Raw genomic sequence first — 16,211 nt, 5'->3', positions numbered from 1 at the left:
GCTACGTTTCGTGTCCCCCGGTGTCATCTCTTGAACGACACCCTCGACCGCCAGTAGCAGTGATTGCAAGGGATTTTCATGACGCACAGGCTGAATCGCAAAAAGACACCGGTTACCTTTGCCGCCAGCGCGCTGGCCAGTGCCGTGCTGCTGGCCCTGGCCGGCCCGGCTGCCGCCCAGGACGCCGCCGCGGCCAACCCCACCGAACTGGATGCGGTGACGGTGACCGGCTACCGCGCCAGCGTGGAGAAGGCGCTGGACATCAAGCGCTCGGAAAAGGGCATGGTCGATGCGGTGGTGGCCGAGGACATCGCCAACTTCCCCGATCTCAACCTGGCCGAATCGCTGCAGCGCATCCCCGGCGTGACCATCACCCGCGACGCCGGCGAAGGCCGCAACATCTCCGTGCGCGGCCTCGGCCCGGATTTCACCCGCGTGCGCATCAACGGCCTTGAGGCGCTGACCACCGTCGGCGGCTCCGACCAGTCCGGCGGCACCAACCGCAGCCGCGGTTTCGACTTCAACGTGTTCGCCTCGGACCTGTTCTCGCAGCTGATCGTGCGCAAGACCGCCTCGGCCGACGTGGAAGAGGGTTCGCTGGGTGCCACCGTGGACCTGCGCACCGCGCGCCCGTTCGACTACGACGGCTTCACCTTCGCGGCGAGCGGGCAGGGCAGCTTCAATGATCTTTCCGAGAAGGCCAGCCCGCGTGCGGCTGCGCTGATCGCCGATACCTGGGCCGACGGGCGCTTCGGTGGCCTGCTGTCGGTGGCCTATTCCGAACGCCGCGTGCGCGAGGAAGGCAGCAACACCGGCCGCTGGTACAGCGCCAGCAGCAACGGTGGCTTCAGCCCCAGCTCGCCGTTCACCGCCGGCCTGGCCGATGGCGTGTGGCACCCGTATTTCCCGCGCTACACGCTGCTGGAGCACGACCAGAAGCGCCTGGGCGTGACCGCATCGCTGCAGTGGAAGCCGACCGACAGCACCGAGTTCGCGCTGGACGCACTGTATTCGAAGATCGATACCGTGCGCAGCGAGAAGTACATCGAGGCGATCTCGTTTGCCTACTCGGCGCAGAAGCAGAACATGGTGCTGCGCGACGGCTACATCGACCCCACCTCCGGTGCGCTGCTGTACGGCCTGTTCGATGGCGCCGGCGTGCGCTCCGAACAGCGCCGCGACGAGTGGAACACCGCCTTCAAGCAGGTCTCGCTGAGTGGCGAACACCGCTTCAGCGATGCGTTCAAGGTCAACCTGCTGGCCGGCCATTCCAGCTCGAAGCACGCCAACCCGGTGCAGACCACGCTGATCATGGACAAGGCCAACGTGTCCGGCTACAGCTACGACTTCCGCGACAGCGTCACCCACCCGACCTTCAACTACGGCATCGACCCCACCGACACCAGCGGCTGGACCCTGGCTGAAGTGCGCCTGCGGCCGCAGTACGCCAGCAACAGCTTCGACAACGGTGCGCTGGATTTCACCTGGAACTTCGGCCCGTCGTTCACCCTGCGGGGCGGCCTGCTCGCCAAGGACTATAAGTTCGACACCAGCGAGTACCGCCGGCAGAGCGAAACCGTGGTGCCGGCGTTCGCCGATGGCGGCTACACCGTCCCGGCGGCACTGGTGGACATCGCCCGCCTGGGCGGCGTGGCCGGTTCGCCAGATGCCTGGGCCGTGCCCGACCTGGCCGCGTTGTCGGAGCTGCTGGACATCTACAGCGGGCAGGGCATCTACCAGCTGTACGAACGCAACGCGACCCGCCGCAGCGTGGAAGAGCGTGACCGCGGCGCGTGGCTGATGGGCGAGTTCGGCTTCGATGTCGGCAGCGTGCCGGTGTCGGGCAACGTGGGCGTGCGCCGGGTCAAGACCACCCAGTCCTCCACCGGCTATTCCACTGTGGATGGCGCGATGGTGCTGACCCATGTGTCGCGCGACTACACCGATACGCTGCCGTCGCTGAACCTGGTGGCCGAGCTGTCACCGGACCTGATGCTGCGCTTCGGTGCGGCCAAGGTGATGGCACGCCCCGGCCTGTCCTCGCTGACCCCGGGCACGACGCTGAGCCTGTCCAGCGGCCACCGCTACGTCAACGGCGGCAACCCGAACCTGGACCCGATCCGCGCACGCACGCTGGACCTGGGCGTGGAGTGGTACTTCCAGGAGGGCGGCCTGCTCGGCCTGGCGCTGTTCCACAAGGACATCGAGAGCTTCGTGCAGGGCACCAGCACGGTCATGCCGTTCAGTGCCAGTGGCCTGCCGGCCAGCCTGCTCGACGGCACCGGGGTGTCGCCCAATGAAGACTTCACCTTCACCCGTCCGTTGAACACGCCCGGTGGCGACCTCAAGGGGGCCGAGTTCAACTACGTGCAGCCCTTCAGCTTCCTGCCGGGGCGCTGGAGCAACCTGGGTCTGCAGCTGAACTACACCTGGGTCGATTCGCAGATCCAGTACCTGACCTCCACGGGCGCGGCCTCGCTGAAGACCGACCTGACCGGGCTGTCGAAGAATTCGTACAACAGCACGCTGTTCTACGAAGGTGAGAAGCTGGGCGCGCGCGTGTCGTACACCCACCGCGACGGCTACTACACCCAGGTGCCGGCCAGCGTGCAGGGCTTCAGCTTCCACGGCATGGATGCGGTGGACACGGTGGATGCCTCGATCAGCTGGAAGATCGACGACCACCTCGAAGTCAGCCTGGAAGGCATCAACCTCACCAATGAAACCAGCAACGAGTGGGTGGGTATCTCGGCCTGGAAACTGCCGCTGACCTACACCCAGACCGGCCGCGAATTCCTGCTCGGCCTGCGCTACAAGTTCTGATCGTTGCCCCTGGATCGCGGCCGGCATGCAACGCCGGCCGCACTTCGTTCCTCTTGCCCGCAGGACGCCGCATGCCGCAGCTACGCCGATTCTCCCTCCCCCTGGCCGGCCTGCTGGTGCTGGCCGCGCTGCCTGCCGCCGCGCGCGACTGGGTGGTGGCCGCCGATGGCAGCGGTGACTACCGCAGCGTGCAGGCGGCCATCGATGCGGTGCCCGATGGCAATCGCACGCGCCAGGTCATCGTGCTGCGCGAAGGGCTGTACCGCGGCGTGGTGAAGGTGCCGAAGGAAAAGACGCGGGTGACGTTGCGCGGGGCCGGTGCCGGTGCGTCCGTCCTCAGCTGGAACAACTACGCCGATCTGGTCGACCCGGCCACCGGCAAGGCGATGCGCACCAGTGGTTCGGCCACGGTGTACGTGTATGGCGATGAGTTCATCGCCGAAGACCTGACCATCGAGAACACCGCCGGCAACGTCGGCCAGGCACTGGCGCTGTATGCCGCGCCGCCACGCGGCGGCTTCCGCAACGTGCGCCTGCTCGGCAACCAGGACACGCTGTACACGCACGAAGGCAGCGTGCTGCACTTCAAGGACTGCTACATCGAAGGCACGGTGGATTTCATCTTCGGGGCGGCCACGGCGCTGTTCGATGACTGCACCATCGTCTCCAAGGGCAAGCTGGGCTGGGTCACCGCGGCATCCACGCCGGAAGGGCAGCGCTTCGGCTACGTGTTCCGTCGCGCGCTGCTGCGCGGCGAAGGCGCGGGCACCGCCTACCTGGGCCGGCCGTGGCGGCCGTTCGCACGCACGGTGTTCCTGCAGTCCAACCTGGGCCCGCACATCGTGCAGGCCGGCTGGCACAACTGGGACAAGCCCGATGCCGAACGTACCACTTACTACGGCGAGTTCGGCAGCGTCGGTGCCGGTGCCTCACCGGAAGAACGCGTGGCGTGGTCGCATCACCTGTCCGGTGACGAGGCCGCGCAGTACACCACCGAGGCGGTGCTCGGCAGCTGGCGACCGTTCCCCTGACTTTGCACGGTCGGGCGGTTGCGCGTGCGTCGGCCGCGCGGGTGCGAACTTGAGCGGCTTGAAAGGGCTGTATTCAGCGCCGGTTTTGCCGCAGGTGCGATTCTCGGAGTCGTCGACAGGTTCCACGACGAAGCGTCCCATCGGTGCCGGTAGTGGCCGCGCGGTGCAGTCGTAGAATCGAATCGTCCGAGGCCCCTGCAGGTTTTCCTTCTCCGGCCTCGTTCGCGTTGCAGCACCTGCTGGTCGATGCAGTTCCTCGGCCGCACCGTGCGCCAGACGTGCGCTGAAAGGTCTGTTCCCGGGGAGGGGGCGATTCGGAAGAGCACACTTTTTGACTTCAGTGACCTGCACCAGGAAACAAGAATGAACGTCCGCGAACTCCTGCAATCCAAGAAAGAAGCTGTCATCACCATCGATTCGGAAGACACCATCGGTGCCGCCGCCCACAAGATGAGCGCGAATAAAATCGCTGCCCTGGTGGTGATCAAGGACGGGGTGCCGGTCGGCATCATCTCCGAGAAGGACATCGTGCGCAGCCTGGCCGACGATGGCCCGCAGGCCGGCCGCCGGGTGATCTCCACCGTGCCGACCACCGGCCTGGAAGGCATTGCGCCGGAGGCCACGCTCAAGCAGGCCATGTCGCTGATGACGTACTCGCGTCGCCGCCACCTGATGGTCACCGATGGCAACACGCTGGTCGGCATCCTCAGCCTGGGCGATATCGTGAAGAACCTGCTTGGCGAGCTGGAGCTGGAAAAGGCCGTGCTGCAGGACATCTACATGGCCGCCCACTGAGGCGACCATGCAGGACGAACGAAGCCGGGCATTGCCCGGCTTCTTCGTTGGTAGCGCCGGGCCATGCCCGGCGAGCGCGCAGCGCAGGAATCAGAAGCTGACTTTCACCGAGTCGGCGCTGTAGGTCGCCGGGCCGTGGTAGACCACTTCGATGTTGTTGCCGTCCGGGTCGAGCACGAAGGCGCCGTAGTAGCCCGGGTGGTAGGGCCGCTCGCCCGGCGCGCCGTTGTCGGTGCCACCTGCCGCCAGTGCGGCAGCGTGGAAGGCATCGACCGTGGCCGCATCACGCGCCTGGAACGCCAGGTGATGGCGTCCGGTCAGCTGGCCGGCGGCTGCCTCGCTGCTGGCGGTGGAAATGAACAGCTCGTCGGCCCAGAAATAATCCGGACCTTCGCCGGCGATGGGTATGCCGATGGCATCGAACACAGCCTGGTAGAAGCGGCGGCTGGCGGCCAGGTCACGCACCACCAGCTGCAGGTGGTCGATCAGGCGCCCGCGATGCAGTTCCATCGTTTCCATGCGTACCTCTTCAGAAGGGGGCCGCTCTGGTAGCGCCGGGCCATGCCCGGCGAGCGCCTGGCGCGGCCGGTCAGGCGTTGGCGATGATCTCGACCCAGTAGCCGTCCGGGTCCTTGATGAAGGCGATGTTCTTCATGCGGCCATCGGTCAGGCGCTTCTGGAACGGCACGCCGAGGTCTTCGAAGCGCTGGCAGGCCGATTCCAGTTCCGGCACCGACACGCAGATGTGGCCGAAGCCGCGCGGGTCGCTGTTGCCGTCGTGGTAGACCGGGCCATCCTGGGTCTCGGTGCCGTGGTTGTGGGTCAGTTCCAGCACGCCCGGCAGGCCGGCCATCCACACGCGGCGGGTGGCATCGTCTTCCGGCACGGCCATGCCAGCCGGCACGTAGGCCAGGAAGTACAGGCTGAACTGGGCTTCGGCGAAATCACGCTTGTCGATCAGCTGGTAGCCGAGCACGCCGGTGTAGAAATCCAGCGAGGCGGTGATGTCCTTGACCCGCAGCATGGTGTGGTTGAACACGAAGCCTTGGGTTTCGGCCGGGGCCTGGGCAGCCACGCCGGCAATATCGCGCAGGGCGGGAAGGGTCATGGGGGAAGGTCCTTCAGACAGGGCCGTGATGGCCGGATGGCGTCATTCTACCGGCCGCCACCTGACGGCACTGCGACGTACAATGGACGGATCGCACCGTTCCGTCCTGACAACGATTGCCCGCCATGTCGCAGCGTGAATGGGTGGCCGCCGCCATCCGCAAGATCGAAGCCGATTTCAACCGTTCCGCCGATACCCACCTGATCCCGCTGGCACTGGCCGGGTTCGAGGGCATCGACGTGTACCTCAAGGATGAATCGAGCCATCCCACCGGCAGCCTCAAGCATCGCCTGGCGCGCTCGCTGTTCCTGTACGCGCTGGCCAATGGCTGGCTGCGTGAGGGGCGGCCGGTGATCGAGGCGTCCAGTGGCTCGACCGCAGTGTCCGAAGCCTACTTCGCGCGCCTGCTCGGCCTGCCGTTCATCGCGGTGATGCCGGCCACGACCTCGCCGGAAAAAATCGCCGCGATCGAATTCCACGGCGGCCGCTGCCACCTGGTCGAGCGCGCCTGCGACCTCAACTGCGATTCGGAACGGCTGGCCCGCGAGACCGGTGGCCACTTCATGGACCAGTTCACCTACGCCGAGCGGGCCACCGACTGGCGCGCCAACAACAACATCGCCGAATCCATCTTCAAGCAGATGGCCGAGGAGCCCAGCCCGATTCCGGAATGGATCGTGTGCAGCCCCGGCACCGGCGGCACCGCGGCCACCCTCGGCCGCTATGTCAGCTACCGCCGGCATGACACCCGCATCCTCTGTGCCGACCCTGAAATCTCGGTGTTCTTCGAAGGTTACCAAGCCGCCGTCGCCGGCGAGCCCGACTGGCGCGGGCTGACCTGCAGCGGCGGTTCGCGGGTGGAAGGCATCGGCCGGCCGCGGGTGGAGTCGAGCTTCATCCCGACCAGCGTCGATGCGATGGTGAAGGTGCCCGACGCACTCAGCCTGGCGGCGATGCGCCACGTCAGCCGGCAGATCGGGCGTCGCGTCGGCGGCTCCACCGGCACCAACTTCATCGGCGTGCTGCAGGCCGCGCAGTGGATGCGCGAAGCTGGCCACCAGGGCAGCATCGTCAGCATCCTGTGTGATGCCGGCGAGCGCTACGCGCACAGTTACTACGACCCGGCGTGGTACGGCCGCCAGGGCATCGACGTGGACGGCGCCGACGCGCAGCTGGCCGCGGCCGTGGCCGGGCAGGGCCTGCCCGCATTGCCGTGGTGCAGCCTGGAAGCGTTGTAACGCGGCAGGATGCCGGCCAGGTAGCGCCGGGCCATGCCCGGCGAGCGCAGCGGGGTTTCAAGGGCCGCTCAATACCCCGCATCCATGAATGCATCGAGCAGGGTGTCACGCAGGGCATCGGGCAGCGCCTCGATGTCCATCGCGCGGTCGTCCAGGTGCAGGTGCGGATCCAGCACGCTGGCGCGGCCCTGGGCCAGCGCCTTCAGCCACAGCAGCACGCAGATCACGAACTCGCGCTCGTGGCCCGGCTGCAGGCGGCTGGCACCACGTTCAATCACCTCGAACGGGTACCACTCCTGCGTCTCGCTGAGCCGGCCCCCCTGGCGTTGCAGGGCCTTCAGCTGGGCCAGGTGGCGCGGTGCATCGTCGCCGACATCGCACAGCGCGGCGATCCAGGACAGCTCGTCCGTGGTGGCGGTCAGCGCCAGTGAACGGGCGGATGACGCGGTGGAGCTTGGAGCCAGATCTTCCATGTGGGCCTCCTCATGACGTACCGCTGCGGTCTCCCCCGCCGTGCCAGCTTCGGCGCGGGCCCGTAAGGCCGACGTGAATGCCGGGGTTCCGTGGAAAGCTCCATTCATGCATGGCGTGGATCTACCGGGGATACCCCTTGTCTGGCGGCCCGGCCAGCGCCATATGGACCGGGATGCCCGCCTGCCGGGCCCGTTTCCTGGAGATCTGCCGTGACCGTTGCCAACCCCCTGCTCGCTGCTTCCGGCCTGCCGCCCTTCGAGGCGATCCGCCCCGAGCATGTGGCGCCGGCGCTGGACGTGCTGCTGGCCGACGCCGAAGCCGCCCTCAAAACGGCCGAGCAGGTGCAGCCGGTGCGCTGGGAAACCTTCGTGACCCCGCTCGACGATGCCACCGAACGCCTGTGGCGCGCCTGGGGCCTGGTCGGCCACCTGCAGGGCGTGGTCAACACCCCCGAGCTGCGCGAGGCCTACAACAGCAACCTGCCGCGGATGACCCGCTTCGCCAGCGCGCTGGGCCAGAACCTGGCGCTGTACCGCCAGTACCAGGCGCTGGCCGCCAGCCCGGAAGCGGCCAGCTTCGACGAGGCGCGGCGCAAGGTGCTGGACAACACCCTGCGTGATTTCCGCTTGGGCGGTGCCGAACTCGACGCCGACGCCCAGCAGCGTTTCGCCGCGATCAAGGAAGAGCTGTCGGCGCTGTCGGCCAAGTTCTCGCAGAATGTGCTCGACGCCACCGATGCCTGGTCGCTGATCGTGGAAGACGAAGCGCGGCTGGCCGGCGTGCCGGACGACGTCAAGGCCGCTGCCCGCGCCGCCGCAGAGAAGGACGGCAAGCCCGGCTGGAAACTGACGCTGCAGATGCCGTGCTACCTGCCGGTGCAGACCTGGGGCGAAGACCGCGACCTGCGCGAGATCCTGTACCGCGCCAGCGCACAGCGTGCGTCCGAATTCGGCGATGAAGCGCTGGACAACGGCGGCAACATCGACCGCATCCTCGCCCTGCGCGCCGAACTGGCCGCGCTGCTGGGCTTTGCCTCCTACGCCGATTATTCGGTGGCCACCAAGATGGCGCAGGACCCGGCCGAAGTGCTGGCCTTCCTGCGTGATCTGGCCGCCCGTGCCAAGCCGTTCGCCGGCAAGGACCGCGCCGAGCTGGAACAGTTCGCCCGTGAACAGCTGGGCATCGACAGCCTGCAGGCCTGGGACCTGGCGTTCGCCGCCGACCGCCTGAAGCAGGCGCGCTACAGCTATTCCGAGCAGGAAGTGAAGCAGTACTTCACCGAGCCGAAGGTGCTCGGCGGCCTGTTCTCGGTGATCGAGCAGCTGTATGGCCTGCGTGTGCAGGAAGACAGCGCGCCGGTGTGGCACGAGGACGTGCGCTTCTTCCGCCTGGTCGATGCGCAGGGTGCGTTGGTCGGCCAGTTCTACCTCGACCTGTACGCGCGCGAAGGCAAGCGCGGTGGCGCGTGGATGGATGATTGCCGCAACCGTCGCGAGCGTGCCGATGGCAGCGTGCAGACGCCGCTGGTCTACCTGGTGTGCAACTTCGGCCGCGGTGCCAACGGCAAGCCGGCCACCTTCAGCCACAACGAAGTGACCACGCTGTTCCATGAAATGGGCCACGGCCTGCACCAGCTGCTGACCCGCATCGGTGAACTCGGCGTGGCCGGCATCAACGGCGTGGAATGGGATGCGGTGGAGCTGCCCAGCCAGTTCATGGAGAACTTCTGCTGGGAATGGGACCACCTGCAGGGCATGACCGCACACGTGGACACGGGCGAGCCGCTGCCGCGCGCGCTGTACGAGCGCATGCTGGCGGCGCGCAATTTCCACAGCGGCATGGCCACCGTGCGTCAGCTGGAATTCGGCCTGTTCGACATGCTGATCCACAGCCAGTTCGAACCGGCGCAGGACAGCGTGCTGGCGTTGCTGGACCGCGTGCGCAGCGAAGTGGCGGTGAACCATCCGCCGGCCTGGAATCGCTTCCCGCACCAGTTCAGCCACATCTTCGCGGGTGGTTACGCGGCCGGTTACTACAGCTACAAGTGGGCCGAGGTGCTCAGCGCAGATGCCTATGCGGCATTCGAAGAAGCTCCGCAGGCGCTGGCTGAAACCGGTGCGCGCTTCCGCGACGAAATCCTCTCGCGCGGTGGCAGCCGTCCGGCGGCGGAGAACTTCAAGGCGTTCCGCGGCCGCGCGCCGCAGATCGACGCGTTGCTGCGCCATTCGGGCATGGCGTAAACGCGGGGGCGTCATCCACGCATGGCGTGGATCTACTGCAATGCTCCTGCCAAAACAGGCGGTGCATCCCGGTAGCGGCGGGCCATGCCCGGCGAGCGCGCAGCGCGGCGCGGCAAAAAGAGCCGCCGGGCGTGGCCCGGCGCTACCGCCCAGCGGTCATTCGGCGTAGATCATCTTCCGGGTCATGCCGCCGTCGACGATGAAATCCTGGCCGGTGCTGAAGCCGGACAGCGACGACAGCAGATACACCGCCAGCGCGCCGATGTCTTCGGGTTCGCCCACGCGGCCGACGGGGTGCTGGCCGTGGTCGGTGGCCGAATGCTCCGGCGCATGCCGACGTGAGGGCGCCTGCCAGGCTGTGGTGGTGATCCAACCGGGGCTGATGCTGTTCACGCGTACCGCCGGGCCGGCACTGATCGCCAGCGCGTGGGTGAAGGCCACCAGCCCGCCCTTGGCCGCAGCATAGGCCTCGCTGTTGGCTTCCGACTGCCACGCGCGGGTGGAGGCCACGTTGATGATCGAACCGGCCGCGCTGGCCTTCAGCGCCGGCAGCGCATGCTTGCTGCACAGGAACGCACCATGCAGCGAGGACAGCCGTCGCTGCCACTCGTCCCATTCCATGTCCTGCAGCACGGTGCCGTGCGGGCCGGCGATACCGGCGTTGTTGACCAGGCCATCGATGCGGCCGAAACGCTGCTGCGCCGTGCCGATGAAGTCGCGCACGCTGGCTTCGTCGGTGATGTCCAGGCGCTGGAACGCGGCATCGTCGCCACGCTGCCATTCGTCCAGGCAGGCCTGGCCTGCTTCCACGTCCAGGTCGCCGATCAGCACGCGGCCACCGGCGCCCAGCACGGCCTGCGCCACGCCGCGGCCGATGCCGTTTGCCCCGCCGGTGACCAGCACCACCTTGTCCTGCAGCGGTGCCGCCGGCCACGCAGCGATGGGCGGGGCCGCGCTCACGACAGGTCTTCCCCGCGCAGGCGGCGGTGCCAGCCGGCCACGCCGATGCGGTCCAGGGTCTGGATGTTGCGCTCGACGATCACGTCCGGGTCCGGGAAGGCGTCCACCGCGCGTTCCACACTTTCCTCGCGCAGCAGGTGCAGGGTGGGGAAGGGCGCGCGGTTGGTGTAGTTGCTGGCATCGTCGGCGGCCACGCCATCGAACTGGTAGTCCGGGTGGAAGCTGGCCACCTGCAGGATGCCCTGCAGGTCCAGTGCCTCGATGGCGGCGTCGGCGTTGTCGAGGAAATCGTTGTAGTCGAGGAAATCGGTCAGCACCTGCGGGTGCACGATCAGGGTGGTGTCGATCTGCTCGGTGGGGGTGTCGCGCAGCAGCACCAGTTCCTCGGCCAGCTGTTCAACCAGCGCCTCGGGCGTGGTCGCATCGCTGAGCACGAAGCGGACCTGGTCCTTCACGTACACGGCCTTGGCGAACGGGCACAGGTTCAGGCCGATCACGATGCGCTCCAGCCACAGGCGGGTGGCGGCGATCGGATCGTCGGTGGGCAGGACGGGGTCGGTCATGGCGGGCGCTTCGGCTGGCGGGGGCCGCCATTGTAGGCAGTCGCCCGCGGTCGCGCCGCTGGACAGGGGCGATGAGCTGAATGCCATCCCTCCCTCTATGGTGCGTAGCACTCTCTGCGCTAGGGCAGGCTGGCGGCGAGGGCGTCCAAAAATACAATTATTCTGATGGGGTTTTCATTGACGGCAATTTTTCTGAGTTATAGGGTGGTGTCGAGCAATGAGAAATATTTAGCTCGATCAATCAATCATCGACATGGGATTTGAAGAGATGAGGAAACTTATTTTCGTAATTCTGATGGTCGTGAGTTGTTATTCAATTTCAGTATTTGCGATGCAGTCAGGACGTTCCGAAGGTGTGGGTCCTGAAAATGTTGTGCTCGCGTACGCTCCTATCAATTCTTTGGAGCAGCTTGATGATCATATGAATGCTCCGACGCTCGATTCGCCAATGATGGCGTTATCGCAAAGTGCGAGAAAAAGATTCATGGCGGGGCTGCAGTTTGGTAGCCAGGGGTTGGCTAGCTATGACTACGAGCCAATTACATCTGAACTGACCGCTGCTCAGGCATATCGACTTCTTTCACTGTTTGGTGCTCAGCGTACTCTTTCATTGCTGCCGGGCTTGGAAATAGAGTCTGCATCTGACTGGGAAGTCATGAATTTTTCGGATGCTGAATTTTCAAAGAAGGGTGGTCCTGTGCATGATATTATCGACTACCCCGGATTTGCCTGTGTTCGTCGAGCGACTTGCACTGTTTCTCCGCATAGTATTTGCATGTCGAGCTGCTGACTTGGTGGTTCGCGCATTACTTTTGGTGTTTCTGGTCCTGTCGCCCGTAAACCTGCGGGCGGCAGACCCGATAGATTCTCGCATCATTGAGCTGGACCGCGCCTTGATCGCGGCAGGCGCTGCTGACCGTGCGGAGCAGTTGGCTGCAACATACAGAGAATGGAAAAGACGCAATCTTTCAGGGGGCAGTTCCTCGCACTTGAGTGATGCCATTCTTCACGAGTCATTCCGCGCAGGTGCGCGAGTATCCCTATATCTCGGCGATACGCCATCACTTCTTGATCTTGAAGAAATTTATCTGCAGATGGTTGGAAGGAACATAGCTGGTCGTAGCGAACATCTGGCAATGTACGGAGCGCTTATCCAGAATCGTGAATTCCACCGCGCCAGTGCTTTGGCAAAGCGAGAGAATTTGTCGGTTCCCCATCTTCCTGTCATAAGCGGGGCACGGAGTGATAAGCAAGGTGTGCTCCAAACATCGAAGGATGGCAGGTTGGAGTGGCGCCCTTGGGTTTATCGGAAGGGCTACGAAGTGATTGCCTATGTTAGTCCGAGCTGCGGCTTCTCTGGCGTGGCGATGAAGTCTATTTCAGAAGAGGTTGAGTGGTCATGGATAAGACCGAACATTAGATTGGTTGTTCGTCGGGCGCCGTTCTGGCCTTACCCCGGTGTCAGTGAGTGGAATGAGGTGAATGAGCTTCTTCCAATGCAAAGTCAAGCTGGAGCAGTGGGGTGGGGTGCTCTGGATGTTCTCGAAACTCCGGTTTTTCATGTGGTTCAGGATGGGGCTGTAATAAAAACGATATATGGGTGGCAGGATTCTGGTGCGGAGCTTGCGGAGATGCGCGAGTACTTTACGGAAGGCCATTGATCTGGGAGGTCTGCTATTCCGGGTATGCAGTAACTTGGCAAGGGGTTCCCGGGCCAGGGGATGCAGTGGCCTGGAAGCAGGTCGGGAAGATAGCCGGGGCATAGCGCGGCGCCATAGAGCAAGCGTTGGGTGGGGGCGAACAATCGTTGCCGATGCTGGATTGTTGGCGCCGTTCGCCTCCGTGCGTTGCCGATCACTCTTACCTTTGAGCGCTAGATAACATTGGGAGGCTTCGCCTTGTAATCGGACAGCGTTGCACGCTTGTCTGCGCCGCTTTCGTCGATAACACCGGTGACTTCACTCGTCTTGGCAGCGCGGTAGCACACGATCACCATGAGGTCGCCCACTTCGGTGCAATTCATGCCGCTCGCCAGTCCCGAGAACGCTTCTGCGCTGATGTGCGCCTTGATACCCAAGTGGCTCTAGTTTCGGTATCGGTCATGGCGGGCACATCGGCTGTCGGGGGCCGCCATTGCAGGCAGCCGCCCGCGGTCGCGCCGTTCACTGTCCACGCACTGGACAGTGGCGATGCTGGAAAGTCCCATCCATTCAAGCCCTTGCCGAGATCGCACCGATGGCTGATTGCCTGCGCGGCGGGCCAGGCGTGCAATGGACGCACGACACAGGAGGACACCTCATGACTGCATCTTCCCCGTGGCTGCCGGACGAACTCTGGTCCGGTGCCTTCTTCGACGGCCAGTGGCAGGCCGCCGGCCAGCGCCAGCCGGTGATCGAACCGGCCACCGGCCAGACCCTCGGCGAGGTCGGCCTGGCCGACGCCGCCCAGGTCGCCACCTCGGCCGCCACCGCCGCGCAGGCCCAGCAGGCCTGGGCCGCCGCCCCCTATGAACAGCGTGCGCAGGTGCTGCGCCAGGCCGCGCGCCTGGCCGAAGACAACATGGACACCCTGGTGGACTGGCTGGTGCGCGAAAGCGGCTCGACCCGCCTCAAGGCCGGCTTCGAGGCCAAGGTGACCATCAAGGCGCTGCACGAAGCCGCCGCGCTGCCTTCGCGCAGCACCGGCGAAATCCTGCCATCCGAACCGGGCCGCCTGAACTTGGCGCGGCGCCGTCCGCTGGGCGTGGTCGGGGTCATCTCGCCGTTCAATTTCCCGCTGTACCTGGCCATGCGTGCGGTGGCACCGGCCATCGCGCTCGGCAATGCCGTGGTGCTCAAGCCCGACCCGCGCACCGCGGTGTGCGGTGGCGCGGTCATCGCCCGCCTGTTCGAACAGGCCGGGCTGCCGGCCGGCGTGCTGCACATGCTGCCCGGTGACGGCGCCGCCGGTGCCGCGCTGACCAGCGATCCGCACGTGGCGATGATCCAGTTCACCGGTTCCACCGCCGCAGGCCGCAAGGTCGGCGAAGCGGCCGGCAAGCACCTGAAGAAGGTCTCGCTGGAACTGGGTGGCAAGAATTCGCTGATCATCCTCGACGATGCCGACCTCGACCTGGCCGTGGCCAACACCGCCTGGGGCGTGTACCTGCACCAGGGCCAGATCTGCATGGCTACCGGCCGCGTGCTGGTGCACAGGAAGATTCATGCCGCGTTCCTGGAAAAGCTGGTGGCCAAGGCCAAGTCGCTGAAGGTCGGCGACCCGGCCCGCGAAGACGTGGCGATCGGTCCGCTGATCAACGCCACCCAGCGCGATCATGCCGCCCGCGTGGTGGCCGACGCGGTCAAGGCCGGCGCCACGCTGGAAGCCGGCGGCACCCACCAGGACCTGTTCTTCGCGCCCACCGTGCTCGGCAACGTGGCCGCCGACAACCCGGCGTTCAACGAGGAAATCTTTGCGCCGGTGGCCGTGGTGGTGCCGTTCGACGATGACGACCAGGCCGTGCAGCTGGCCAATGACAGCGAGTACGGCCTGTCGATGGCCATCGTGTCCAGCAACGTCGGCCGCGCGCTGAAGCTCGGCGAACGCCTGCGCACCGGCTTGCTGCACATCAACGACCAGACGGTGAACGACGAAGTGATCAATCCGTTCGGCGGCGTCGGTGCGTCCGGCAACGGCACCAGCATCGGCGGCCCGGCGAACTGGGAAGAGTTCACCCAGTGGCAGTGGCTGACCGTCAAGGGCGAAGCGCCCGCCTATCCGATCTGATCGAAGGAACCATCACGATGAACGACAACACCGCAACGCGTGAGATCACCGCCGCCGTGGTCCGCGGCAAGGAACAGCCTTTCGTCATTGAGCAGGCGCAGCTGCGCGGCCCGCAGGACGACGAGGTACTGGTGAAGGTCGTGGCCACCGGCCTGTGCCACACCGATCTGATCGTGCGCGACCAGTACTACCCGGTGCCGCTGCCGGCGGTGCTCGGCCATGAAGGCGCCGGCATCGTCGAGGCCGTGGGCCCGAACGTGCGCGACCTGAAGGTGGGCGACCACGTGGTGCTGACCTACGGCGCCTGTGGCCACTGCAATCCCTGCCGCGGCGGCCACGGTGCCTACTGCAAGGATTTCTTCGGGCTCAACTTCGGCGGCGACGATGGCCACGGCCATACCGCCATCACCGATGCGCAGGGCCAGCCGCTGCACGATCACTTCTTCGCGCAGTCCTCTTTCGCCACCTTCGCCATCGCGCGCGAGATCAACGCGATCAAGGTGCCCGACGATGCGCCGCTGGAACTGCTGGGCCCGCTGGGCTGCGGCATCCAGACCGGTGCCGGAGCGGTGCTCAATTCGCTGAATGTGCGCTCGGGAAGCAGCTTTGCCAGCTACGGTGCCGGTGCGGTGGGGCTGAGTGCGGTGATGGCGGCCAAGGTGGCCGGTGCCACCACCATCATCGCCATCGATGTGGTGCCGTCGCGCCTGGAGCTGGCACTGGAGCTGGGGGCTACCCACGTGGTCAACAGCCGCGAGACCGATGTGGTGGAAGCGGTGCGTGCGATCACCGGTGGCGGCGCGGATTTCGCGCTGGAATCCACCGGTCGCCCGGAAGTGCTGTCGGCCGGCATCGAGGCGCTGGGCGGGCTGGGCATGATGGGCGTGGTGGGTGCGCCGAAGCTGGGCACCACGGCCAGTTTCGATGTGAACAACCTGCTGCTGGGCGGGCGCAGCATCCGCGGCATCGTCGAAGGTGACAGCGTGCCGCAGGTGTTCATTCCACGGTTGGTGACGCTGTTCCTGCAGGGACGGTTCCCGTTCGACAAGCTGGTGAAGTTCTATCCGCTGGAGCAGATCAACCAGGCGGCCGAGGACAGCACGCGCGGGATCACCCTGAAGCCGATTCTGCGGATCGCGTCGTAACGCTTGGTAGTGCCGGCCCCTGGCCGGCATGGGGTCGGATCCGTTTTCCACCGGAAAACGGCTCCGACC

15 protein-coding genes are annotated in these 16,211 nt (G+C 65.7%); 9 read left to right on the top strand and 6 right to left on the bottom strand.

From position 1 onward, the window contains the following. Nucleotides 1-78 precede the first annotated feature (78 nt). From DCO49_RS07435 to DCO49_RS07425, 3 genes are all read left to right on the top strand, one after another. Nucleotides 79-2,823, top strand: coding sequence for a TonB-dependent receptor (locus tag DCO49_RS07435; RefSeq protein WP_116863490.1), 2,745 nt, complete (start codon nt 79-81; stop codon nt 2,821-2,823). Nucleotides 2,824-2,894: 71 nt separating this feature from the next. After that, entirely contained in the window at nt 2,895-3,854 is a 960-nt protein-coding gene (locus DCO49_RS07430) for a pectinesterase family protein (protein ID WP_116863489.1), read from the top strand. Nucleotides 3,855-4,217: 363 nt separating this feature from the next. Continuing rightward, nucleotides 4,218-4,649 (top strand): CBS domain-containing protein, encoded by a 432-nt coding sequence (locus tag DCO49_RS07425; RefSeq protein WP_053461435.1) that lies wholly within the window; start codon nt 4,218-4,220, stop codon nt 4,647-4,649. 90 nt (nt 4,650-4,739) lie between these two features. Here the strand turns inward: DCO49_RS07425 and DCO49_RS07420 are convergent, their stop codons facing one another. Both DCO49_RS07420 and gloA read right to left on the bottom strand, forming a co-directional pair. Beyond that, nucleotides 4,740-5,168 (bottom strand): VOC family protein, encoded by a 429-nt coding sequence (locus DCO49_RS07420; protein ID WP_108770073.1) that lies wholly within the window; start codon nt 5,166-5,168, stop codon nt 4,740-4,742. A gap of 70 nt (nt 5,169-5,238) precedes the next feature. Further along, complete coding sequence (gloA, locus tag DCO49_RS07415; protein WP_116863488.1) at nt 5,239-5,757, bottom strand: lactoylglutathione lyase; 519 nt, start codon at nt 5,755-5,757, stop codon at nt 5,239-5,241. 125 nt (nt 5,758-5,882) lie between these two features. Between gloA and DCO49_RS07410 the strand changes: the two genes are divergently transcribed. Continuing rightward, on the top strand, nt 5,883-6,995 hold the full coding sequence (locus DCO49_RS07410; protein ID WP_116863487.1) for a PLP-dependent cysteine synthase family protein: 1,113 nt from the start codon (nt 5,883-5,885) through the stop codon (nt 6,993-6,995). Between the two features lie 68 nt (nt 6,996-7,063). On the opposite strand, the gene DCO49_RS07405 is transcribed toward DCO49_RS07410, so the two are convergent. Beyond that, the gene (locus DCO49_RS07405) at nt 7,064-7,468 is read right to left on the bottom strand and encodes a hypothetical protein (protein ID WP_116863486.1); all 405 of its coding nucleotides are present in this window, start codon (nt 7,466-7,468) and stop codon (nt 7,064-7,066) included. A 210-nt stretch (nt 7,469-7,678) separates the two neighbouring features. Here DCO49_RS07405 and DCO49_RS07400 point away from each other — a divergent pair, with 210 nt between their 5' ends. Continuing rightward, entirely contained in the window at nt 7,679-9,709 is a 2,031-nt protein-coding gene (locus tag DCO49_RS07400) for a M3 family metallopeptidase (protein ID WP_116863485.1), read from the top strand. Between the two features lie 156 nt (nt 9,710-9,865). On the opposite strand, the gene DCO49_RS07395 is transcribed toward DCO49_RS07400, so the two are convergent. Continuing rightward, complete coding sequence (locus tag DCO49_RS07395) at nt 9,866-10,669, bottom strand: SDR family oxidoreductase (RefSeq protein ID WP_116863484.1); 804 nt, start codon at nt 10,667-10,669, stop codon at nt 9,866-9,868. Beyond that, on the bottom strand, nt 10,666-11,232 hold the full coding sequence (locus tag DCO49_RS07390) for a DUF1415 domain-containing protein (protein ID WP_116863483.1): 567 nt from the start codon (nt 11,230-11,232) through the stop codon (nt 10,666-10,668). Before DCO49_RS07390 ends, DCO49_RS07395 begins: the two co-directional genes overlap by 4 nt. A 253-nt stretch (nt 11,233-11,485) precedes the next feature. Between DCO49_RS07390 and DCO49_RS20160 the strand changes: the two genes are divergently transcribed. Beyond that, nucleotides 11,486-12,022, top strand: coding sequence for a hypothetical protein (locus tag DCO49_RS20160; protein ID WP_133249411.1), 537 nt, complete (start codon nt 11,486-11,488; stop codon nt 12,020-12,022). 25 nt (nt 12,023-12,047) lie between these two features. After that, the gene (locus DCO49_RS20155; RefSeq protein WP_133249410.1) at nt 12,048-12,893 is read left to right on the top strand and encodes a hypothetical protein; all 846 of its coding nucleotides are present in this window, start codon (nt 12,048-12,050) and stop codon (nt 12,891-12,893) included. A 212-nt stretch (nt 12,894-13,105) separates the two neighbouring features. Here the strand turns inward: DCO49_RS20155 and DCO49_RS07385 are convergent, their stop codons facing one another. Then, on the bottom strand, nt 13,106-13,309 hold the full coding sequence (locus DCO49_RS07385) for a hypothetical protein (RefSeq protein WP_116863482.1): 204 nt from the start codon (nt 13,307-13,309) through the stop codon (nt 13,106-13,108). A 221-nt stretch (nt 13,310-13,530) separates the two neighbouring features. Here DCO49_RS07385 and DCO49_RS07380 point away from each other — a divergent pair, with 221 nt between their 5' ends. Beyond that, entirely contained in the window at nt 13,531-14,997 is a 1,467-nt protein-coding gene (locus tag DCO49_RS07380; RefSeq protein ID WP_116863481.1) for a benzaldehyde dehydrogenase, read from the top strand. Nucleotides 14,998-15,014: 17 nt separating this feature from the next. Then, nucleotides 15,015-16,142, top strand: a complete 1,128-nt coding sequence (locus tag DCO49_RS07375) for an NAD(P)-dependent alcohol dehydrogenase (protein ID WP_116863480.1) — start codon at nt 15,015-15,017, stop codon at nt 16,140-16,142. Nucleotides 16,143-16,211 lie beyond the last annotated feature (69 nt).

Origin of the sequence: Stenotrophomonas sp. SPM, assembly GCF_003105135.1 — a bacterium.
In the GTDB taxonomy this organism is placed as follows: domain Bacteria; phylum Pseudomonadota; class Gammaproteobacteria; order Xanthomonadales; family Xanthomonadaceae; genus Stenotrophomonas.
Note: the sequence above shows the minus strand (reverse complement) of the source record. Positions and strands in the feature narration are given on the sequence as shown.